The 20228-nt window shown below is 65.8% G+C and carries 20 protein-coding genes and 1 riboswitch; of the genes, 15 read left to right on the top strand and 5 right to left on the bottom strand.

The features are described from left to right. Nucleotides 1-14: 14 nt before the first annotated feature. From rpmI to ACSFA2_RS03485, 5 genes are all read right to left on the bottom strand, one after another. Complete coding sequence (rpmI, locus tag ACSFA2_RS03505; RefSeq protein WP_132733279.1) at nt 15-218, bottom strand: 50S ribosomal protein L35; 204 nt, start codon at nt 216-218, stop codon at nt 15-17. A gap of 144 nt (nt 219-362) precedes the next feature. Next, nucleotides 363-974, bottom strand: a complete 612-nt coding sequence (gene infC, locus ACSFA2_RS03500; RefSeq protein ID WP_435454169.1) for a translation initiation factor IF-3 — start codon at nt 972-974, stop codon at nt 363-365. A gap of 75 nt (nt 975-1049) precedes the next feature. After that, complete coding sequence (gene thrS, locus ACSFA2_RS03495) at nt 1050-2957, bottom strand: threonine--tRNA ligase (RefSeq protein ID WP_435453905.1); 1908 nt, start codon at nt 2955-2957, stop codon at nt 1050-1052. Nucleotides 2958-3220: 263 nt separating this feature from the next. After that, nucleotides 3221-4540 carry an isocitrate lyase gene (aceA, locus tag ACSFA2_RS03490; protein ID WP_435453904.1) on the bottom strand — a complete coding sequence of 440 codons (1320 nt, stop codon included), beginning with the start codon at nt 4538-4540 and terminating at the stop codon, nt 3221-3223. A gap of 234 nt (nt 4541-4774) precedes the next feature. Beyond that, nucleotides 4775-5167: a gamma-glutamylcyclotransferase family protein gene (locus ACSFA2_RS03485; protein ID WP_435453903.1), complete on the bottom strand. Its 393-nt coding sequence runs from the start codon at nt 5165-5167 to the stop codon at nt 4775-4777. Nucleotides 5168-5204: 37 nt separating this feature from the next. Between ACSFA2_RS03485 and ACSFA2_RS03480 the strand changes: the two genes are divergently transcribed. The 15 genes from ACSFA2_RS03480 (at nt 5205) to ACSFA2_RS03410 (ending at nt 19950) form a co-directional block, all read left to right on the top strand. Beyond that, complete coding sequence (locus ACSFA2_RS03480) at nt 5205-6143, top strand: DMT family transporter (protein WP_435453902.1); 939 nt, start codon at nt 5205-5207, stop codon at nt 6141-6143. A gap of 182 nt (nt 6144-6325) precedes the next feature. After that, nucleotides 6326-6748, top strand: a complete 423-nt coding sequence (locus tag ACSFA2_RS03475) for an SWIB/MDM2 domain-containing protein (protein WP_262077107.1) — start codon at nt 6326-6328, stop codon at nt 6746-6748. A gap of 142 nt (nt 6749-6890) precedes the next feature. Next, a complete protein-coding gene (locus ACSFA2_RS03470; protein ID WP_435453901.1) occupies nt 6891-7529 on the top strand; it encodes a TetR/AcrR family transcriptional regulator in 639 nt (212 codons plus the stop codon). 113 nt (nt 7530-7642) lie between these two features. Further along, a complete protein-coding gene (locus ACSFA2_RS03465) occupies nt 7643-8416 on the top strand; it encodes an ABC transporter permease (RefSeq protein WP_435453900.1) in 774 nt (257 codons plus the stop codon). Between the two features lie 49 nt (nt 8417-8465). After that, a complete protein-coding gene (locus tag ACSFA2_RS03460; RefSeq protein WP_435453899.1) occupies nt 8466-9473 on the top strand; it encodes an ABC transporter substrate-binding protein in 1008 nt (335 codons plus the stop codon). 13 nt (nt 9474-9486) lie between these two features. Beyond that, nucleotides 9487-10263 carry an ABC transporter ATP-binding protein gene (locus ACSFA2_RS03455; protein WP_435453898.1) on the top strand — a complete coding sequence of 259 codons (777 nt, stop codon included), beginning with the start codon at nt 9487-9489 and terminating at the stop codon, nt 10261-10263. Nucleotides 10264-10297: 34 nt separating this feature from the next. Then, nucleotides 10298-11725: an enolase C-terminal domain-like protein gene (locus tag ACSFA2_RS03450; RefSeq protein ID WP_435453897.1), complete on the top strand. Its 1428-nt coding sequence runs from the start codon at nt 10298-10300 to the stop codon at nt 11723-11725. A gap of 172 nt (nt 11726-11897) precedes the next feature. Next, nucleotides 11898-12878: a tripartite tricarboxylate transporter substrate binding protein gene (locus ACSFA2_RS03445; protein ID WP_435453896.1), complete on the top strand. Its 981-nt coding sequence runs from the start codon at nt 11898-11900 to the stop codon at nt 12876-12878. A 38-nt stretch (nt 12879-12916) separates the two neighbouring features. Continuing rightward, complete coding sequence (locus ACSFA2_RS03440; RefSeq protein ID WP_435453895.1) at nt 12917-14080, top strand: Gfo/Idh/MocA family protein; 1164 nt, start codon at nt 12917-12919, stop codon at nt 14078-14080. Between the two features lie 11 nt (nt 14081-14091). Next, nucleotides 14092-15291, top strand: a complete 1200-nt coding sequence (locus ACSFA2_RS03435; protein WP_435453894.1) for a dihydrodipicolinate synthase family protein — start codon at nt 14092-14094, stop codon at nt 15289-15291. Between the two features lie 41 nt (nt 15292-15332). Next, nucleotides 15333-16304, top strand: a complete 972-nt coding sequence (locus ACSFA2_RS03430; protein WP_435453893.1) for a Bug family tripartite tricarboxylate transporter substrate binding protein — start codon at nt 15333-15335, stop codon at nt 16302-16304. After that, nucleotides 16294-16995, top strand: a complete 702-nt coding sequence (locus ACSFA2_RS03425; RefSeq protein ID WP_435453892.1) for an SDR family NAD(P)-dependent oxidoreductase — start codon at nt 16294-16296, stop codon at nt 16993-16995. Before ACSFA2_RS03430 ends, ACSFA2_RS03425 begins: the two co-directional genes overlap by 11 nt. A gap of 11 nt (nt 16996-17006) precedes the next feature. After that, on the top strand, nt 17007-17924 hold the full coding sequence (locus ACSFA2_RS03420; protein WP_435453891.1) for an NAD(P)-dependent oxidoreductase: 918 nt from the start codon (nt 17007-17009) through the stop codon (nt 17922-17924). Between the two features lie 7 nt (nt 17925-17931). After that, complete coding sequence (locus tag ACSFA2_RS03415) at nt 17932-18810, top strand: sugar phosphate isomerase/epimerase family protein (RefSeq protein ID WP_435453890.1); 879 nt, start codon at nt 17932-17934, stop codon at nt 18808-18810. A gap of 42 nt (nt 18811-18852) precedes the next feature. After that, nucleotides 18853-19950: a DNA glycosylase AlkZ-like family protein gene (locus ACSFA2_RS03410; RefSeq protein WP_435453889.1), complete on the top strand. Its 1098-nt coding sequence runs from the start codon at nt 18853-18855 to the stop codon at nt 19948-19950. Nucleotides 19951-20048: 98 nt separating this feature from the next. Continuing rightward, nucleotides 20049-20206, top strand: a riboswitch (FMN riboswitch). The last annotated feature ends 22 nt before the right edge of the window (nt 20207-20228 follow it).

Raw genomic sequence — 20228 nt, 5'->3', positions numbered from 1 at the left:
CCTGTTCGTCTGAATTAAATGCCCATGCCGGGCAGCATGGCAGCCATCGAAACCATGTTGGTTTCGTGAACCGTCACTGCACCGCGCAGATGGCGCTTGTTCTTGGTGGTCTTCTTGGTCAGGATGTGACGCTTGAAGGCTTGCCCGCGCTTGACGGTGCCACCGGGACGAACGCGGAAACGTTTTTTCGCGCTGCTCTTGGTCTTCATTTTGGGCATGTTCATGCTCCTTTAATTTGTGCTCGTGAGGCGCTGCGGATACTCCGCAGACTTGTTGGCCCCGAGACACTTCTTTATCCCGCCGCCGCCCCGGTCCGAAGACCGGGGCCACCGCGAAATCCCTTCAAAACCTCTTCTACAAGCTCAGGCCGTGGCCGGTGCCGAAGCACCAGCCTCGGTCGCCGGCTTGCCGCCGTTGGGCTTCTTGCGGCCCGGCGCGATCATCATGATCATCTGGCGGCCTTCCAGCTTCGGAAACTGCTCGACCGTGATCACGTCGGCCAACTCGTCGCGAATGCGATTAAGCAAAGCCAGCCCAAGCTCCTGGTGCGTGATCTCGCGGCCGCGAAAGCGCAGCGTGATCTTGCATTTGTCGCCCTCTTCAAGAAAGCGCTTGATGTTGCGCATCTTGATGTTGTAGTCGCCATCGTCGGTACCGGGCCGGAACTTGATTTCCTTGACCTCGATGACCTTCTGCTTGGACTTCGCTTCCGCGGCTTTCTTCTGCTCGTGGTACTTGAACTTCCCGTACTCGATCAGACGGCAGACCGGCGGATTGGCCGCAGCCACCACTTCGACCAGGTCCACGTCGGCCTCACCGGCCAGACGCAGCGCCTCGGAAATACTCATGACACCCAATGGCTCGTTTTCCGGGCCGACCAGGCGGACTTCCGGGGCCATGATTTCCCGGTTCAGGCGGTGTTGGCGTTCCTCGCGGTGGCGGCGGTCGCGAAATGCAGTAGCGATGGTCAGAATCCTTCAATCAAATTGCTACAGAAACTGTAGCTAACACCGTCGAATCCACGCCCACAAACGGACTTCTCGAAAAAATCAGCGTTTGTGTTGAATGTCGTCGGCGATCTTTTGCGAGAACGCCTCTACCGACATGGCACCGAGGTCAACATTGCCTCGGGCGCGCACTGCGACGGCACCTGCTTCCTTCTCTTTGTCACCTACGACAAGGATGTAAGGAAGCTTTTGCAACGAATGCTTCCGTATTTTATACGTAATCTTTTCGTTGTGCAGATCGAGCTGAACTCTAAGCCCTTGATTCTGCAGCGTTTTCGCCACTGATGCCGCGTAGTCTGCTTGGCCTTCACTGATGTTGAGCACCGCGACATGCACCGGTGCAAGCCACGCAGGCAGCGCGCCGGAGTGGTGTTCGATGAGCATGCCGATGAAGCGCTCGAGGCTGCCGACGATGGCGCGATGCAGCATCACCGGGTGCGCGCGGCCGCTCGTCTCCGTCACGTACTCGCCACCCAGTCGCTCGGCCGTGTTGAAGTCCACCTGCATCGTGCCGCACTGCCATTGGCGGCCGAGCGCGTCCTTCAGCGTGTACTCGATCTTCGGGCCGTAGAAGGCGCCGTCGCCGGGCGAGATGATGAAGTCCACACCCGACCGGCGCAGTGCTTCCATGACCGCGTGCTCGGCCTTGTCCCACAGTTCGTCCGAACCGACACGGTTGTCCGGCCGCGTGGCGACCTTGTAGAGGATGTCCGTGAAGCCGAAGTCGGCGTATACCTTCTGCAGTTGCGCCGTGTAGTTGACGCACTCTTCCAGGATCTGGTCTTCCGTGCAGAAGATGTGGCCGTCGTCCTGCGTGAAGCCGCGCACCCGCATGATGCCGTGCAGTGCACCGCTGGGCTCGTTGCGGTGGCACTGGCCGAACTCGCCGTAACGCAGCGGCAGGTCGCGGTAGCTGCGCAGGTCCGACTTGAAGATCAGGACGTGGCCCGGGCAGTTCATCGGCTTGAGCGCATATTCGCGCTTCTCCGATTCCGTCGTGAACATGTTGTCGCGGTAGTTCTGCCAGTGGCCCGTCTTCTCCCACAGGCTCTTGTCGAGGATCTGCGGGCCCTTCACTTCCCAGTAGCCGGTGTCGCGGTAGATGGCGCGCATGTACTGCTCCACCTGCTGCCACACCGCCCAGCCCTTGGGGTGCCAGAAGACCACGCCCGGCGCCACTTCGTCGATGTGGAAGAGGTCCAGTTCCTTGCCCAGCTTGCGGTGGTCGCGCTTCTCGGCTTCCTCGATGCGCTGGATGTACTGCTCGAGCTGCTTCTTGTCGGCCCAGGCCGTGCCGTAGATGCGCTGCAGCTGCTCGTTTTTCGCATCGCCACGCCAATAGGCGCCGGCCAGCTTCGTGAGCTTGAAGACCTTCAGGAAGCGCGTGTTGGGCACGTGCGGGCCGCGGCACATGTCGACGTATTCCTGGTGGTAGTACAGGCCCATCGCCTGCTCGTCGGGCATGTCTTCGACCAGGCGCAGCTTGTAGTCCTCGCCACGCGACGTGAAGACCTCGATCACCTCGGCGCGCGGCGTCATCTTCTTGACGACGTCGTAGTCCTGCGCGATCAGCGCCTTCATGCGCTCCTCGATCGCCGTCATGTCTTCCGGCGTGAAGGGGCGCTCGTACGAGATGTCGTAGTAGAAGCCTTCGTCAATCACCGGCCCGATCACCATCTTGGCCGTCGGGTACAGCTGCTTGACCGCATGGCCGACCAGGTGGGCCGTCGAGTGGCGAATGATCTCGAGGCCTTCCTCGTCCTTCGGCGTGATGATCTGCAGCTTGGCGTCGTGGTCGATGATGTCGCTGGCGTCGACAAGCTTGCCGTCGACCTTGCCGGCGACTGTCATCTTGGCCAGGCCGGGGCCGATGGATTGGGCGACATCGGCCACGGACACCGGGCCGGGGTACTCGCGCTGCGAGTTGTCAGGAAGCGTGATCTGGATCATGGAGAAAACCTCGGACTGAAAAACAAAAAAAGCGCGGAGGACCGCGCTTTGTTCTGGTGATACGACTGGCGGACCAGCGTGCGCGGATTACCGGTGCGTTCCTTCGAGGGAAGCGCCGCAGGTAGCACGGGTCGTAGTTCGCGGTGTCATAACCAGATTGCCTTTCTCGCTCTTGTGGGTGAGACAGAAGCCGCCGATTCTATCCGCAGCACAGAAAAAAGCCCGGCACGCGGGCCGGGCTTGAAGGTGACAGCAGATCGATCTCAGTGGAACTGCTCTTCTTCGGTCGAACCGGTCAGCGCCGTCACACTCGACTTGCCGCCCTGGATGACTGTGGTCACCTCGTCGAAGTAGCCGGTGCCGACTTCCTGCTGATGCGACACGAAGGTGTAACCGCGCTCGCGTGCCGCGAACTCGGGTTCCTGCACCTTCTCCACATAGGCCGACATGCCGCGCTGCGCGTAGTCTTGCGCCAGATCGAACATGTTGAACCACATCGAGTGGATGCCTGCCAACGTGATGAACTGGTACTTGTAGCCCATGGCGCCCAGTTCCTTCTGGAACTTGGCGATGGTCGCGTCGTCGAGATTCTTTTTCCAGTTGAACGACGGCGAGCAGTTGTACGCCAACATCTTCCCCGGGTGCACCTTGTGCACGGCTTCGGCGAATCTGCGGGCGAACTCGAGGTCCGGCGTGCCCGTCTCGCACCACACCAGGTCGGCATAGTGCGCGTAGGCCACCGCGCGGCTGATGGCCTGCTCCATGCCCTTGTTGGTGCGATAGAAGCCTTCGGCCGTGCGTTCGCCGGTGATGAAGGGCTTGTCGTTCTCGTCGTAGTCGCTGGTGATGAGATCTGCGGCTTCTGCATCCGTCCGTGCGATGACCAGTGTCGGCGTGCCGCACACGTCGGCGGCCATGCGCGCGGCGATGAGCTTCTGCACGGCTTCGATGGTCGGCACCAGCACCTTGCCGCCCATGTGACCGCACTTCTTCACCGACGCGAGCTGGTCTTCGAAGTGCACGCCACCGGCACCGGCCTTGATCATGGCCTTCATCAGTTCGAAGGCATTGAGCACGCCGCCGAAGCCGGCCTCGGCGTCCGCCACGATCGGCGCGAAGTAGTCGACGTAGCCCGCGTCGCCCGGGTTGGTGCCCTTCGACCACTGGATCTCGTCCGCACGGCGGAAGGTGTTGTTGATGCGCTCGACGACGGTCGGGACCGAGTCGACCGGGTACAGCGACTGGTCCGGGTACATCGATGCGTAGCTGTTGTTGTCCGCTGCGACCTGCCAGCCCGACAGATAGATGGCCTTGATGCCGGCCTTGACCTGCTGCATGGCCTGGCCGCCCGTCAGCGCGCCGAGGCAGTTCACGTAGGGCTCGCTGTGCACGAGGTCCCAGAGCTTCTCCGCACCGCGGCGCGCGAGCGTGTGCTCGATGGGGAACGAACCGCGCAGCCGCACGACCTCGGCAGCGGTGTAGCCACGCTTGATGCCCTTCCAGCGCGGGTTGGTGGCCCAGTCTTTTTCGAGGGCTGCGATCTGCTGTTCACGGCTGAGTTGTTCGGTGAGGGTCTGCGGCATGGTGACTCCGTTGCGGTTGATTGATGGGAAGGCGCTGGGCCTTGGCATTCACTGTATGCGCAGGCTTCTGTCTTATGTCTTATATAAGACATATATTTTCTTCAATCAGAACAACAACTTAATCATCAATTTCCTCAATGCGAAATTCTCTTTCTCATATCGAGAAAAAATAGTGCGCCGCAACATGCGCGCATTGCACATCGCGAAAGGCGTTTCCGACAATGAAACGCCGGCTCAGCGGCGAAGCCAATCACCGCCAGGGATCACGGGCCGGCCGGACAGGCGCTCCGGATGGATCTCGTAGACCAGGCAGTTCAACGACTGACCGGCCATCACGACCGGCACCTCCCGCTTGCGGTATTCGCCCGATCCGTCGGCTTTCACTTCCTCGAGAATGTCGAGCGCGGCCTCCACCGCAGCGGTGATGCGGTAGACCTCGCCCACCACCTGGCCGCCCTCGCCCAAAACGAGCCCGGGGTAGGCCCCGAGGTCGTACAGACAGCCGTCGATCGCCGCCGGGCCGACGAACAGCGGCAGCGGACGGTAGCGTGCGATGTCGTTGCGCTCCCCGCGGCGCAAGGTGCCGTAGACGAACACATGGCGAGTCGCCTCTTCGGGTTGGGGCATCATCGAAATCCAATCTCCAGCATCGATCGCCAGTCTAGTGAGCCCTGCCGCCAACGATCCACGCCGCCTCGTCGCCTATGGCTGTCTTGCCCTGAGCATGTCTTTGGTGGGCGCGTACGTGGCGCTCTCCAAGCCGCTGGTCGCTGCCTTTCCCGTGCTGTTGCTCGCGTGGTTGCGCTTCGGCATCGCCGCGCTGGCCATGCCGCACTGGCTGCGCCGGCCAGCCGACGAAGCGCCGATGACGCGGCGCACGCGCAGACTCGTCTTCCTCGAATCCTTCCTCGGCAACTTCATGTTCTCGATCTGCATGCTCTTCGGCGTGAGCCTGACGAGCGCGGTGTCGGCCGGCGTGATCATGGCGTCGATCCCTGCCGTGGTCGCGGTCGCAAGCTGGCTCTTCCTGCGTGAGCGCATCGGCTGGCGCATCGGCATGGCCATCGGTTGCGCGGCCATCGGCATCGGCTTGCTGGCACTGACGCCTGCGCATGCGCCCGTCGACAGCGCGGCGCCGCGCGCGTCGATGCCGTGGCTTGGCAACGTGCTGGTGTTCTGCGCGGTGCTGTGCGAAGCGTCGTACGCCGTCATCGGCAAGTCGCTGACCGGACGACTCGGCCCCAAGCGCATCTCGTCGCTCATCAACCTCTGGGGCTTCGTGCTGTCGACGCCCTTGGGCATCTGGTTCGCGCTGCGTTTCGATTTCGGCGCCGTCAGCGCAGGCCTCTGGGCGCTGCTCGTCGTGTACGCGTTGGCCGCGAGCATCTGGACGGTGTGGCTCTGGATGACCGGCTTGCAACGCGTGCCTGCCGCGCAGGCCGGCGTGTTCACCGTGATGCTGCCCGTGAGCGCGGCCGTCGTCGGCGTCGTGGTGCTCGGAGAAACACTCAGCGCGCCGCAGATCGGTGCCTTCGCGATGGCCCTGGCGGGCGTCGTTCTCGCCACCTGGCCATCACGCACATCGACGCCGATGGCGCACTGAGCGCGCAACGCGTGCGCCCAGAGTGATGAAAGCACCGCTTTCCCCTCTGAAAAAACAACAGCCCCCAATGAAAAAGTCCCGTTTTCCCTTGGAAACGCGTTTTTTCTCCTTTAGCATGCGCTCTGCCAGTGGAGACGCAGCTTTTCATTGGTGAAATGTCCAACCAAAAAAGGAAATCAACCATGGCAACTGCAAAGAAGGCTCCGGCCAAAAAGGCTCCCGCAAAGAAGGCTGCACCGGCCAAGAAGGCGGCAGCACCTGCGAAGAAGGCTGCTCCGGCCAAGAAGGCTGCGCCCGCCAAGAAGGCCGCTCCGGCCAAGAAGGCACCTGCGAAGAAGGCTGCACCCGCCAAGAAGCGCACGCCCAACGCAGCGTTCATGAAGGCCCTGACCCCCAGCCCGGCACTCGCCGCCGTCGTCGGCTCCACGCCGCTGCCGCGCACCGCTGTGGTCAGCAAGCTGTGGGACTACATCAAGAAGAACAACCTGCAAGACAAGGCCAACAAGCGCAACATCAACGCCGACGCCAAGCTGAAGGAAATCTTCGGCAAGGCCCAGGTCTCGATGTTCGAGCTCGCCGCCCTGATCGGCAAGCACGTCAAGTGAGCCCCCGCGGCGCCTCGTGCGCTGCATCGAAAAAGCCGGCAACCGCCGGCTTTTTTTTCGTCCGCTGCTTCTGCGTTCCGCATCGTCGATGCGACGGAGGCAGCCACCATAATTCCCTCCCCGGTTAGTCTGAACCCGAACGATGGCCTCTTCCTCTTCGCCCCCGCGCCTGCGCGACGCCGACAAGTCCCAGCTGACCATCTTGACTGCGGCGCTCGATGAGTTCTCGCAGTTCGGCCTCGCCGGCGCGCGCGTCGACCGCATCGCCGAGCAGGCCGGCGTCAACAAGCGGCTCATCTACTACTACTTCGGCAACAAGGACGACCTCTTCCTCGCGGTGCTCGAGCGCACCTACGCCGACATCCGCGCGGCCGAGCAGGCGCTGCACCTCGATGCCATGGACCCGGTCGAAGCGGTGCGGCAGCTGGTGTCCTTCACCTGGCGCTACTACCTCGAGCATCCGGAGTTCATCACACTGCTCAACAGCGAGAACCTGCACCAGGCGGTGCACCTGAAGCAGTCCGCGCGCATCCAGGAAATGAACTCGCCGCTGGTGCAGTTGCTGGCCGACGTGCTCGACCGCGGCCGGCAGCAAGGCCTGTTCCGCGACGGTGTCGACCCGATCCAGCTCTACATCTCGATCGCGTCGATCTGCTACTTCTATCTTTCCAACAATGCCACGCTGTCCGCCATCTTCGGCCGCGACCTGAAGGCGCCGAAGGCACTGGCCCAACGCCTGTCGCACATGACGGAGATGGTGCTCGGCTACGTGCTGCGCTGACCCGTGCTTTCCCTAGGTGTCGTTGACACCGCATCGACCGCGCTCCAACAATTCACCGCTTGGTGATTTAAACGCGTCGTCGATGTGATGCGCGTCCCCGGAGACCACGCTCGATGCTTCGCAGGCTTCTTCTGCAACCGGCCCTGCGCCCGTTCTTTCTCATCGTCGTGCTCCTGGTGCTCTGGGACCTGGCCATCCGTCTCTTCAGGATCCCGGCCTACCTGATCCCGCCGCCACTCGAGGTCGTGAAGCAGCTCATCGCCGAATGGCCGCGCCTGCTGAGCGAGAGCTGGAAGACCACGCTCGCCACACTCGGTGGCTTCGGGCTCACGATCGTCATCGGCATCCCGATGGCCATGGTCATCGCGTACTCGCGGCTTGTCGAGTCGTACGTCTATCCGCTGCTGGTGTTCTCGCAGAGCATCCCCAAAGTCGCCATCGCGCCGCTGTTCGTCGTGTGGTTCGGCTTCGGCATCTTCCCGAAGGTGATCTCGGCCTTCCTGCTGGGCTTCTTCCCGGTGGTGGTGTCGACCGTGATGGGCTTCAAGTCGGTCGAGCCCGACATGCTCGACCTGGCCCGCTCGATGGGCGCGAGCCGCCTGCAGACCTTCTTCAAGATCAGCCTGCCGCAGGCACTGCCGGCGATCTTCAGCGGCCTGAAGGTGTCGGTCACCCTGGCCGTCGTCGGCGCGGTGGTCGGCGAATTCGTCGGCTCCAACTCGGGCATCGGTTACGTGCTGCAGGTGGCCAACGGCAACTTCGACCTGCCGCTGATGTTCGCCGCGCTGGTGGTGCTGTCGAGCATCGGCGTGGTCCTGTTCGTCGCCGTCGACCTGGCCGAGCGGCTGATGATTCCCTGGCACGCCTCGCAGCGCCAGCTGCAGTGAGTCCCGCCCTTCTTCATTCCTGCACACAGAGACAACTGGAGACCACACCATGAAGAGACTGCTCCCCACACTGATCGCCGCCGCTGCCACCGCGGCGCTCCTGGCAGCGACGCCCGCCCACGCGCAGACCAAGGCGCCCGAGAACGTCACGCTGATGCTCAACTGGTACCTCTACAGCGAGCACGCGCCTTTCTTCCTCGGCAAGGAGCGCGGCTTCTATGCCGAAGAGGGCATCGACCTCGACATCCAGGAAGGCCGCGGTTCGGCCGTCACGGCGCAGGCCGTGGCCGCGAAGTCGGCGACCTTCGGCTACATCGACGTCACGACCATGATCAAGGCCGCCGCCAAGGGCGCACCGCTCAAGTCGACCGGCGTGCTGTTCCAGGTGAGCCCGATGTCGGTGATGGGTTTCACCGAGAAGAACATCAAGACGCCGAAGGACATCATCGGCAAGACGGTGGCGACCACGCCGGGCGACTCGATGTCGCAGATGTGGCCGCTCTTCCTCAAGGTCAACGACATCAAGCCCGACCAGGTGAAGATCGTCTCGGGCGACGGGCAGACCAAGCTCAACGCCGTGATGAACGGCCAGGCCGACCTGCTGCTGGGCTACGTGATGGACCAGGCCATCAAGCTGCAGGACGCCACCGGCAAGCCGGTCACGCCGATCCGCTTCGCCGACTCGGGCGTGAACCAGATCAGTTCGGGGATCATCGCCAACAAGAACCTGCTGACCGAGAACGCTGACCTGGTGAAGCGCTTCATGCGCGCGTCGACCAAGGCCGCGGAAGCCGCCGAGAAGAGCCCTGAAGCCGCCGTCGATGCGATGCTCAAGGCCAACCCCAAGGCCGGCGTGCGCGACACGCTCATCGTCGGCATGAAGCAGAGCGTCGCGCTCTATCACACCAAGGAAACGGCGAACCAGCGCCCCTTCCGCGTGAGCATGAAGAACGTGAACGACTCGCTCGACCTGCTGGTGCAGTACGGCGGCATGGACGCGGCCACGCGCGGCAAGCCCGAGGACTACGTGACCCTCGACTTCCTACCCGCGAACTGACCCCTCCTCGTCCATGTCCGATGTCCTGATCGAAGCCCGCGGGGTCACCAAGGTCTACCAGACCAAGGACGGCCCGGTCGAGTCGCTGAAGCCGCTCCACTTCGCCATCCACCGGGGCGAGTTCGTCTCGATCGTCGGTCCGTCGGGCTGTGGCAAGAGCACCTTGCTGAAGATGGTGGCGGGCCTGCTGCCGATCACCGCCGGCGCACTCACGCTGTCGGGCAAGCCGATCCAGGGCGCACAGAAGGACGTGGGCATCGTGTTCCAGAGCGCGGTGCTGCTGGCCTGGCGCAGCGTGCTCGACAACATCCTGCTGCAGGCCGAGATTCGCCGCCTGCCGATGGCTGCGGCGCGCGCACGCGCCGCCGAGCTGATCGCGATGGCTGGCCTGAAAGGCTTCGAGGGCAAGTACCCGTGGCAACTGTCCGGCGGCATGCAGCAGCGCGCATCGATCTGTCGCGCCCTGCTGCACGACCCGACCGTGCTGCTGATGGACGAGCCCTTCGGCGCGCTCGACGCGATGACGCGCGAGAAGATGAACCTCGAGCTGCGCCGCATCTGGGCGGCGTCGGGCAAGACGGTGATGCTCATCACGCACAGCATTCCCGAGGCGGTGTACCTGTCGGACCGCGTCATCGTGATGAGCGAGCGGCCGGGCACCATCGCCGCCGTCTACGACATCGACCTGCCACCCGAGCGCCCGCTGGACATCATGGGCTCGGCCGCCTTCGGCGACTACGCCCGAACGATCCGCGCGCATTTCTTCTCGCAAGGCATCCTCGACCACTGAGCCGCGTGCGTCGGATGCGCGCTGGAGATTGCACATGGCCCCTGCGGCGCCCCGCTTCCACGTCGACGACATCCGCTTCACCGAACGCGAGGTCCGGCTGCGGCTCCCCTTCCGCTTCGGCGCCGTGACGGTCACCGCCTGTCCGCAGGTGTACGTGCGCGCCCGCATCCGCTTCGAGGATGGCCGCACCAGCGAAGGCTGCGCGGCGGAGATGATGATCCCCAAGTGGTTCGACAAGAACCCGGCACTGTCGAACGCGCAGAACTTCGAGCAGCTGCGCCAGGCGCTGCGCAACGCACGCGAGGCCTACACGACGACCGGTGCGGCGCAGTGCGCATGGGACCATTTCGCCGAGCACTACGAGGACGTGCTGGCGACGGGCTCTCGCCAGGGCCTGGGGCCCCTGGTGGCCAGCTACGGCCCCGCGCTGATCGACCGCGCCGTGCTCGACGCCGTGTGCCTGCATCGGGGCTGCAGCTTCGGCGAGGCGATGGCCCGCAACCTCGCCGGCATCGACCTGGCACGCCACGGCCTGGCACCCGACCTGCACGATTTCGACCTCGACGGCTTCCTGGCGCAGCCGCGCGGACGCCCATCGATCGCGGCGCGACACACCGTCGGCCTGGCCGATGCCATCCGCGATGCGGACCTCGGCGATGCTGCACCCCACGACGGCTTGCCCGCGTCGCTCGAAGCCGCCATCGCACGCTACGGCCACCGCCACTTCAAGCTCAAGCTGTCGGGCGACACGCACGCCGACCTCGACCGCCTGACGCGCATCGCCGAGGTGATCGACACGCAGGCTGCATTGGTCACGCTCGACGGCAACGAGCAGTACGCAGACGTCGAGGCTTTCTCGCAGTTTCTCGACGCCTTCCTCGCCGCGCCGCAGCTGAAGACGATGGCCGCGAAGACGGCCTTTATCGAACAGCCCATCCAGCGCGCGCACGCACTCGAACACGACGTGCGCACGGCCGCAGCACGCATCCCGTTGCTGGTGGATGAATCCGACGCCACGCTCGACAGCTTCCTGCAGGCCCGCGCGCTCGGCTACACCGGCGTGTCGAGCAAGAGCTGCAAGGGCTTCTACAAGTCGATCGTGAATGCGGCGCGCTGCGCACAGTCCCGCGCACAGGGCCAGGCGCTGTTTCTTTCCGGCGAAGACCTCACGATGCAGGCCGGCGTCGGGCTGCAGCAGGACCTGGCGCTCGTCGGCTGGCTGGGCCTCGAGCACGTCGAGCGCAACGGCCACCACTACGTCGACGGCATGGCCGCATGGCCCATCGACGAGCAGCGTGCCTTCGCGGTGCGGCACCCCGCGCTGTACGCCGAGAGCCACGGCGCGGTGCGCCTGCGCATCGTCGGCGGACAGATCGACCTGTCGTCGCTTGGTACGACCGGCTTCGCCACCGGCGAGCGCGGTGCCGGCATCCGCTGGGATGCCATGGGCACGGCCTACTGAACCCCACCCGACGCGGGTCTGCGTGCCCGGGTAATCCCTGACCCCGACCTTCCGCACGGCAATTGACCGTCGATGGCCATCGGCCGAAAATCATCCTCAATTCACCAATTGGTGAATTAACAAGTTCACCGGCGCCCGCGCGGGTGCGCCCAAGAAATCAACGGAGACTTTCATGACCACTTTCGCCCGCATCGCCACGGCCGCCTCGATGGCGTGCATCGCCGCATTGACCACCCCAGGCGCCGTCGCGCAGAACGCCTATCCCAACAAGCCGATCCGCGTGATCGTGCCCTTCGCCGCCGGCAGCACCACGGACATCATTGCCCGCGCCATCACCGACAAGATGGGCCAGAGCATGGGTCAGACGCTGGTGGTGGACAACCGCGGCGGCGCCAGCGGCACGATCGGGCAGCAGGCCGTGGCCACGGCCGCGCCGGACGGCTACACGATCATGATCCACTCGTCGTCGCACACGGTGAGCCCGTCGACCTTCGCCAAGCTGCCCTTCGACACCGTGGCCGACTTCACCGGCATCACGCCGATCTCCACGCTGCCGAACGCGCTGGTCATTTCGCCGTCGAAGAACATCAAGACATTGAAGGATCTGGTGGCGGCCGCCAAGGCCAAGCCCGGCACCATCAACTTCGCCTCCGCCGGCCAAGGCAGCGCGACGCACCTGAACGCCGAGAAGTTCAAGATGGCCGCGGCCATCGATGCGACCAACATCCCGTTCAAGGGCTCGGCCGATGCGGTGACCGAGGTACTGTCGGGCCGCGTCGACTACTACTTCTCGCCCATCGCGCCGGTCATCGGCCAGATCAAGGAGGGCCACCTCTTGGCGCTGGCCGTCGGTTCGCCCAAGCGCGCGGCCGCGCTGCCCGACGTGCCGACCACGGCCGAAGCCGGCGTGCCCGGTTCGGAATTCAACTTCTGGATCGGAATGATGGCGCCGGCCAAGACGCCGCGCGACATCGTCACACGCCTGCACGACGAGGTCGTGAAGGCACTCGCAACGCCCGAGGTCAAGGAGCGCTTCCTGAAGCTCGGCGCCGATGCCTGGACGCTGCAGCCCGCGCAGTTCGACGCCTACATCAAGGAAGAGATCGGCAGCAACGCCAAGCTGGTGAAGGCCGCCGGCCTGTCGCCGCAATAAACCTCCACCCCATTCCAACCGCAGCAAGCAGAGAAACCATGGCTACACAACGACTCGGACTCATCATGCACGGCGTCACCGGGCGCATGGGCATGAACCAGCATCTGATCCGCTCCATCTGCGCCATCCGCGCGCAAGGCGGCGTGACGCTCTCCAACGGCGACAAGGTCATGCCCGACCCGATCCTCATCGGCCGCAACGCCGAGAAGATGGAAGCACTGGCCAAGAAGCACGGCATCGCACGCTGGGGCACCGACCTCGACAAGGCGCTCGAGAACCCGGACGACACGATCTTCTTCGACGCCGGCACCACGCAGATGCGCCCCACCCTGCTGGCGAAGGCGATCCGCGCCGGCAAGCACGTGTACTGCGAGAAGCCGATCGCGACCAACCTCAACGAAGCGGTCGAGATCGCGCGCCTCGCCGAAGGCTCGGGCCTCAAGCACGGCGCCGTGCAGGACAAGCTCTTCCTTCCCGGTCTGCGCAAGCTCGACATGCTGCGCCGCGCCGGCTTCTTCGGCCGCATGCTGAGCGTGCGCCTGGAGTTCGGCTACTGGGTGTTCGAGGGCGACCTGCAACCCATCCAGCGTCCCTCGTGGAACTACCGCAAGGAAGACGGCGGCGGGATGATCCTGGACATGATGTGCCACTGGCGCTACGTGCTGGACAACCTGTTCGGCGAAGTGAAATCGGTGAGCTGCATCGGTGCGACGCACATTCCCAAGCGCTGGGACGAGAACGACCAGCCCTACGAAGCGACCGCCGACGATGCCGCCTACGCCACCTGCGAACTCACCGGCCACAACGGCGAGCCGGTGATCGCGCAGATCAACATGAGCTGGGTCACGCGCGTTCGGCGCGACGACCTCGTCACCTTCCACGTCGACGGCACCGACGGCTCGGCCGTGGCCGGACTTTCGTCGTGCCGTGCGCAGTCGCGCGTGGCCACGCCGCGCCCGGTGTGGAACCCCGACGAGAAGCAGACGATGAACTTCTTCGACCAGTGGCAGGAGATTCCGGATTCGCAGGTCTACGACAACGGCTTCAAGATCCAGTGGGAGCATTTCATCCGGCACGTGGTGGAGAACGAGCCGTACAAGTGGACGCTGCCCGAAGGCGCCAAGGGCGTGCAGCTGGTCGAGGCCGCACTCGAATCGTGGAAGGACCGCCGCTGGGTCGACGTGCCCGCGCTGAAGGTCTGAGGAGCGACGCCATGGCACTCACCCTCACCCTGCCGACCGCGAGCGGCTCTCTCGCACCGTACACGCTGCGCGGCAGCGTGCCGGTGAAACCGCCCGCCGGCGTCCAGTTCAACCGCATCGCCTACTCGGCCGCGCACGTCGTGGCCGACCCGCTCGCCGTGGTCGACCCGTGGCTGCAGGCCGCCGTCGACTGGGACACCACCATCGCCTACCGCCAGCACCTCTGGTCGCTCGGCCTGGGCGTGGCCGAGGCGATGGACACCGCGCAGCGCGGCATGGGCCTGGACTGGCCGACCTCCCTGGAACTGATCCGCCGCTCGCTCGACGCCGCGAAGGATTTTTCTCGTGATGGAAGCGGCGCGCTGGTCGCCTCGGGCTGCGGCACCGATCACCTGAACCTCGACGACGTGAAGAGCGTCGACGACGTGATCCGCGGCTACGAGGAGCAGATGGCCGCCATCGAGAAGCTCGGCGGCAAGCTGATCGTGATGGCGAGCCGCGCGCTGGCTCGGGTCGCGAAGAGCCCGGCCGACTACGAGCGCGTGTACGACCGCATCCTGTCGCAGGCCAAGCAGCCCGTGGTGCTGCACTGGCTCGGCGAGATGTTCGACCCGGCGCTCGCGGGCTACTGGGGCACGTCGAACGTCGATGCCGCCATGGACACAGCCGTGGGCATCATCGCGGCGCACCCGGACAAGGTCGACGGCATCAAGATCTCGCTGCTCGACAAGGACAAGGAGATCGCGATGCGCCGGCGCCTGCCTTCCGGCGTGCGCATGTACACCGGCGACGACTTCAACTACGCGGAGCTGATCGCGGGCGACGGCTTCGGCGCCGAGCCGATGCATGGCCAGAGCGATGCGCTGCTGGGCATCTTCGACGCCATTGCGCCGGCCGCGAGTTCGGCGCTCGGCGAGCTCGCGCAGGGCAACGTCGAGAAGTTCCACGCCATCCTCGGCCCGACGGTGCCGCTGTCGCGCCACATCTTCGCGGCGCCCACGCGCTTCTACAAGACCGGCGTCGTGTTCATGGCCTGGCTCAACGGCCACCAGAAGCATTTCACGATGGTGGGCGGCCAGCAGAGCACGCGTTCGCTGCAGCATTTCGCGGAACTGTTCCGCCTGGCGGATGCGGCCAGCGTGCTGGAGAAGCCGGAGCTGGCGGTGCAGCGCATGAGGACGCTGCTGGCGCTGCACGGCGTCGAAGCCTGAACGAACCGCCACTTCAGACAACAACAACCGGAGACAAGACCATGAAGAAGAGATTCCTGCTGAAGGCCATCGTGCCGCTGGTGCTGGCCGCCGTCGCCGGGGTCGCGTCCGCGCAGGCCTGGCCGGCCAAGCAACCGGTGCGCGTCGTCATTCCCTTCCCGCCCGGTGGCACGCTCGACACGGTGGGCCGTCTGCTGGCGCAGAAGCTGGGCGAGCAGACCGGCCAGACCTTCATCGTCGAGAACCGACCCGGCGGCAACGGCACCATCGGCGCCGACAATGTGGCCAAGGCACCGGCCGACGGCTACACGCTGCTGTTCAACGCCTCGACCTTCACGACGGCGCCGATGACGATGAAGTCGGTGCCCTACAGCGTGGTCGCCAACTTCACGCCGGTGGCGCTGGTCGCCAAGGCGCCGCTGTCGGTGGCCATCAACAAGAACCTGCCGATCACCGACGTGAAGTCGCTGGTCGCTTACGCCAAGGCGAACCCCGGCAAGATGACCTTCGCGGTCGGATCGATCGGCTCGGCCGGCCACCTGTCGACCGAGATGCTCAAGCGCGCCGGCAAGCTCGACTACCTGATCGTTCCGTACAAGGGCACGGCGCCCGCGTTCCAGGACCTGATCGGCGGACAGATCGACGGCTTCATCGACCCGATCCTCGGCTCGCTGCAGTACCACAAGAGCGGCATGCTGCGCGTGATCGCCGTGACCTCGAAGGCGCGCGCGGCCAGCCTGCCCGACGTGCCCACGGTGGGCGAGACGATCGACGGCTACGAGTTCTACAGCTGGTACGGCCTGTGGGGCCCGGCCAAGCTGCCAGGCGACATCACGCAGCGCCTGAACGCCGAGGTGAACAAGGCGCTGGCCAGCGCCGACATGCGCGAGAAGCTCACGCCACAGGGCCTGCTGCTGACGCCAGGCTCGGTCGACGACTTCGCGAAGTTCCAACGCGACGACATGGCCGCGTCGCAGAAGATCATCACGGAAGGCAACATCCGTGTCGAGTGAACGGCGGCACGCTGTCGTCACCGGCAGCAGTTCGGGCATCGGCTTCGCCATCGCCCGGCGGCTGCTGGACGATGGCTGGCAGGTCACCGGTTTCGATATGGCGCCGGCCGCGCTCGATCACGCCGCCTTCAACGCGGTCGCGGTCGACCTGCGCAACGGTGCGGCCACCGAGCAGGCGAGCCGCGTCGCGCTGAACGACGGCGCCGTCGATGCTTTGGTGCATGCCGCCGGCGTGCTGCGCGTGGGGCCGCTTGGCGCGCTCGACGCCGACGAGGGCCAGCTGATGTGGCAGCTGCATGTCGATGCGTTGACGCGCATCGCAGGTGTGCTCGTGCCACGCATGCAGCAGGCGGGCCATGGCCGTGTCGTGATGGTCGGCAGCCGCGTCGCGCGTGGTATGGCCGGACGCAGCCAGTACGCGGCGACAAAAGCTGCGCTCGTGGCGCTGGCGCGCAGTTGGGCTGCGGAGGCGGTCGCCCACGGCGTGACGGTGAACGTCGTCTCGCCCGCAGCGACTGCAACCGCGATGCTCGACGACCCGGCGCGCCAGTCGGCGGCGCCGCGCGTGCCGCCGATGGGCCGGCTGATCCAGCCGCAGGAGATTGCTGCCCTGGTGGCGTACCTGCTGTCGCCCGATGCGGCGGCGATCACGGGGCAGGAGATCCAGATCTGCGGTGGGGCGTCGCTGTGACCTCGCCGTCTTTGCCTCGCCCAGCGTTCGATCGATCGCTGCCGGTCGGCCTCGTCGGTCTCGGCCTGGTCGGCACCGCACTGGCACAGCGCCTGACGCAGGCGGGCTTCGAGGTCGTCGGTTTCGACATCCGGGCCGAGGCGCGCGATGCGCTGCAATCGCAAGGATTGCGCGTCGCCGCATCGCCCCGAGAACTCGGCGCCGTCTGCCAAGTCATCGTGCTCGCCGTGTTCGACACCACCGGTGCCATCGAAGCCATCGAAGGCCCGGAGGGCCTCATCGCAGGCGGCGCGGTGCGCGCGGTCATCGACTGCTCGACCGGCATCCCCGAGGCGCTCGAAGCGCTGGGCCAGCGGCTGAGCGCACACCACATCGACCTCATCGAAGCACCGCTGTCGGGCTCGAGCCGCCAGATCGCCGCCGGCGAGGCCACGCTGCTGCTGGGCGGCGACACCGAAGCGATCGAGGCGCTGGCACCCTGGCTGTCGGCGCTGTCGTCCAAGCGCATCCATGTCGGCGGCGCCGGGGCCGGCGCGCGCGCCAAGCTGGCGACCAACCTGGTGCTGGGCCTCAACCGCGCGGCCCTGGCCGAAGGCATGGTGCTGGCCGAATCGATGGGCATCGCACCGGCGCGCTTCCTCGAACTCGTGCTGGCCACGCCGGCGCGCTCCGACGCCGCGCTGGCCAAGGGCGCGATGATGGTGAGCGAAGACTTTGCGCCGCAGTCGCGCATCCGCCAGCACCTCAAGGATGTCGACCTGATGCTCGCCCACGGCCAACGCACGGGGCAGCGCCTGCCGCTGTCCGAGACCCACGCCGCGCTGATGCGCGCCGCCGTCGCCGCGGGCGATGGCGAGCTCGACAACGCCGCCATCCTGCGCCAGCTGCGCCGAGAGCGGACATCCCCCAACGTCACCGACACCCACTGAGATTCCGATGCGCGACTTCTCGCAGAACCACGACTGGCTTTCCATCAACACCGCCACGGTGCGCAAGCAGCGCGGCGCCGAGGTCCCGCTCGACCGCATCATCGACCAGTGCGCCGAACGCAGCATCCGCGCCATCAGCCCGTGGCGCGACCAGGTCGCCGCCGTCGGCCTCGACAAGGTCGCCGCGCAGCTGAAGGCGCACGGCATCGGCCTGTCGGGCTACTGCCGTGGTGGCTTCTTCCCGGCGCCCGACGCGGCCGGCCTGAAGGCCGCGCTCGACGACAACCGCCGCGCCATCGACGAGGCGAAGACGCTGAACGCGCCCTGCCTGGTGCTGGTCGTCGGCGCCCTGCCCGGCGCGCTCGATGGCAAGGCCGCCTACACCGACATCGCCCGCGCGCGCAGCGAGGTGCGCGACGGCATCGCCGCGTCGCTCGACTACGCCCGCGAGGTCGGCATGCCGCTGGCCATCGAGCCGCTGCATCCGATGCAGGCGGCCGACCGCGCCTGCATCAACACGCTCGAACATGCGCTCGACGTCTGCGACGAGCTCGACCCACAGAAAAGCGGAATGCTCGGCGTGGCGCTCGACATCTACCACGTGTGGTGGGACCCGAAGCTGCAGCAGCAGATCGCGCGTGCCGGAAAGGAGCGCCTGCTGGCCTACCACGTGTGCGACTGGCTCACGCCGACCCGCGACCTGCTCTCCGACCGCGGGATGATGGGCGACGGCGTGGTCGAGCTGAAGAAGATCCGCGGCTGGGTCGAGGCCGCGGGCTTCGACGGCTTCAGCGAAGTGGAGATCTTCTCGATGCTGGACTGGTGGCAGCGCCCTGGCGAGGAAACCCTGGACGTCTGCATCGAGAGGCACAAGACCGCGGTCTGAACGCCCAGAGCGGGCCGGGTTTGGCTGTGCTGCAATCGGCATATGGCCGACCCCACCCTCGACGACCTGCGCCGCTACGCCGTCGCCCGCACCCTCTTCAAGCCCACGACGCTGCCGCGCGCCATCCGGCAGCTCGGCTTCGTGCAGGCCGATCCGATCCGCGCCCCGGCGCGTGCGCAAGACCTGACGCTGCGGCATCGCGTGAAGGACTATCGCGCGGGTGACCTCGAGCGCCGCTACGCCAGGCTCGACATCGAGGAGGACTGCCTGGTCAACTACGGCTTCCTGCCGCGCGAGCACCTCGCACTCATGCATCCGCGCGAACCGAAGAAGAAGCCGTGGGATGCGGCCACGCGTCGCAAGGCCGCCGACGTCCTGGCCTTTGTGTGCGAGCGCGGCGAAGTGCATCCGCGAGAGGTTGAATCACACTTCGCGCATGGCCGCATGACCAACTACTGGGGCGGCTCCAGCAATGCCAGCACGCACCTGCTCGACGGCATGCACTACCGCGGCATGCTGCGCGTGGTGCGGCGCGACAGCGGCACGCGGATCTACGCGGCGGTGAACCACTCGCCGCCGATCGACGACAGCCCGACCGGCCGCGCCCTGCGTGCCGCGGCGCTGCTCGAACTGATCGTGCGCAAGTACGCGCCGCTGCCCGCAAGCAGCCTGACCTATCTCGTGCGCCTGCTCAACTACGGCGCCCCTCATCTGGCGACGCAAACCCAGGCCGCATTGCGCGAAGCCCGCGAGGTGCTCGGCAGTTGCCGCATCGATGGCACGACCTGGTACTGGCCCACGGACGAAAACCCGCGCTCGCGCCGCCACGCACCGGACGATGCAGTGCGCCTGCTCGCGCCCTTCGACCCGGTGGTGTGGGACCGCCGACGCTTCGAGCTGCTCTGGGGCTGGGCCTACAAGTTCGAGGCCTACACGCCCGAACCGAAGCGGCAGTTCGGCTACTACGCGTTGCCGATGCTGCAGCACGAGTGCGTGATCGGCTGGGCCAACGTGTCCGCACGCGCGGGATCGCTGCAGCCGAGCTTCGGCTACGCCGGCAAGAAACCGACGGGTGCGGCGTTCCGCGCGGCGCTCGACGACGAAATGCAGCGCATGACGCACTTTCTTGCAGGGCGCTGAGCAGCCACCTCGCGGCGCCCAAGGGTTTTGCCGCAGGGGCGACAGCGTCCATTTCGCGCCGTGCCTAGAATCCACACCGCCCCGGTGCAAGCCCGGGCATGCGTTCTCAGGGCGGGGTGAAACTCCCCACCGGCGGTGATGGCGACTCGTTCGCACAAGCCCGCGAGCGCCTGCGGTGCGTCACGTGCAGCAGGGTCAGCAGATTTCGGTGCGATTCCGAAGCCGACGGTCACAGTCCGGATGAAAGAGAGCGCGTCATCGTGAGCCCGGCCGCGCGG

It is taken from the genome of Variovorax cryoconiti (genome assembly GCF_051216395.1).
Lineage (GTDB): Bacteria > Pseudomonadota > Gammaproteobacteria > Burkholderiales > Burkholderiaceae_C > Variovorax.
The sequence above is the reverse complement of the archived record's forward strand: the minus strand, read 5'-3'. Positions and strand labels throughout refer to the sequence as shown.

Coding starts and splice junctions, on each gene's coding strand:
- ACSFA2_RS03485 (WP_435453903.1), bottom strand. CDS start 5,167: ATGCCCCAACCCGAAGAGGCGACTCGCCATGTGTTCGTCTACGGCACC.
- ACSFA2_RS03440 (WP_435453895.1), top strand. CDS start 12,917: ATGGCTACACAACGACTCGGACTCATCATGCACGGCGTCACCGGGCGC.
- ACSFA2_RS03465 (WP_435453900.1), top strand. CDS start 7,643: ATGCTTCGCAGGCTTCTTCTGCAACCGGCCCTGCGCCCGTTCTTTCTC.
- ACSFA2_RS03430 (WP_435453893.1), top strand. CDS start 15,333: ATGAAGAAGAGATTCCTGCTGAAGGCCATCGTGCCGCTGGTGCTGGCC.
- ACSFA2_RS03475 (WP_262077107.1), top strand. CDS start 6,326: ATGGCAACTGCAAAGAAGGCTCCGGCCAAAAAGGCTCCCGCAAAGAAG.
- ACSFA2_RS03415 (WP_435453890.1), top strand. CDS start 17,932: ATGCGCGACTTCTCGCAGAACCACGACTGGCTTTCCATCAACACCGCC.
- aceA (WP_435453904.1), bottom strand. CDS start 4,540: ATGCCGCAGACCCTCACCGAACAACTCAGCCGTGAACAGCAGATCGCA.
- ACSFA2_RS03410 (WP_435453889.1), top strand. CDS start 18,853: ATGGCCGACCCCACCCTCGACGACCTGCGCCGCTACGCCGTCGCCCGC.
- ACSFA2_RS03435 (WP_435453894.1), top strand. CDS start 14,092: ATGGCACTCACCCTCACCCTGCCGACCGCGAGCGGCTCTCTCGCACCG.
- ACSFA2_RS03455 (WP_435453898.1), top strand. CDS start 9,487: ATGTCCGATGTCCTGATCGAAGCCCGCGGGGTCACCAAGGTCTACCAG.
- ACSFA2_RS03460 (WP_435453899.1), top strand. CDS start 8,466: ATGAAGAGACTGCTCCCCACACTGATCGCCGCCGCTGCCACCGCGGCG.
- ACSFA2_RS03470 (WP_435453901.1), top strand. CDS start 6,891: ATGGCCTCTTCCTCTTCGCCCCCGCGCCTGCGCGACGCCGACAAGTCC.
- rpmI (WP_132733279.1), bottom strand. CDS start 218: ATGCCCAAAATGAAGACCAAGAGCAGCGCGAAAAAACGTTTCCGCGTT.
- ACSFA2_RS03445 (WP_435453896.1), top strand. CDS start 11,898: ATGACCACTTTCGCCCGCATCGCCACGGCCGCCTCGATGGCGTGCATC.
- thrS (WP_435453905.1), bottom strand. CDS start 2,957: ATGATCCAGATCACGCTTCCTGACAACTCGCAGCGCGAGTACCCCGGC.
- ACSFA2_RS03450 (WP_435453897.1), top strand. CDS start 10,298: ATGGCCCCTGCGGCGCCCCGCTTCCACGTCGACGACATCCGCTTCACC.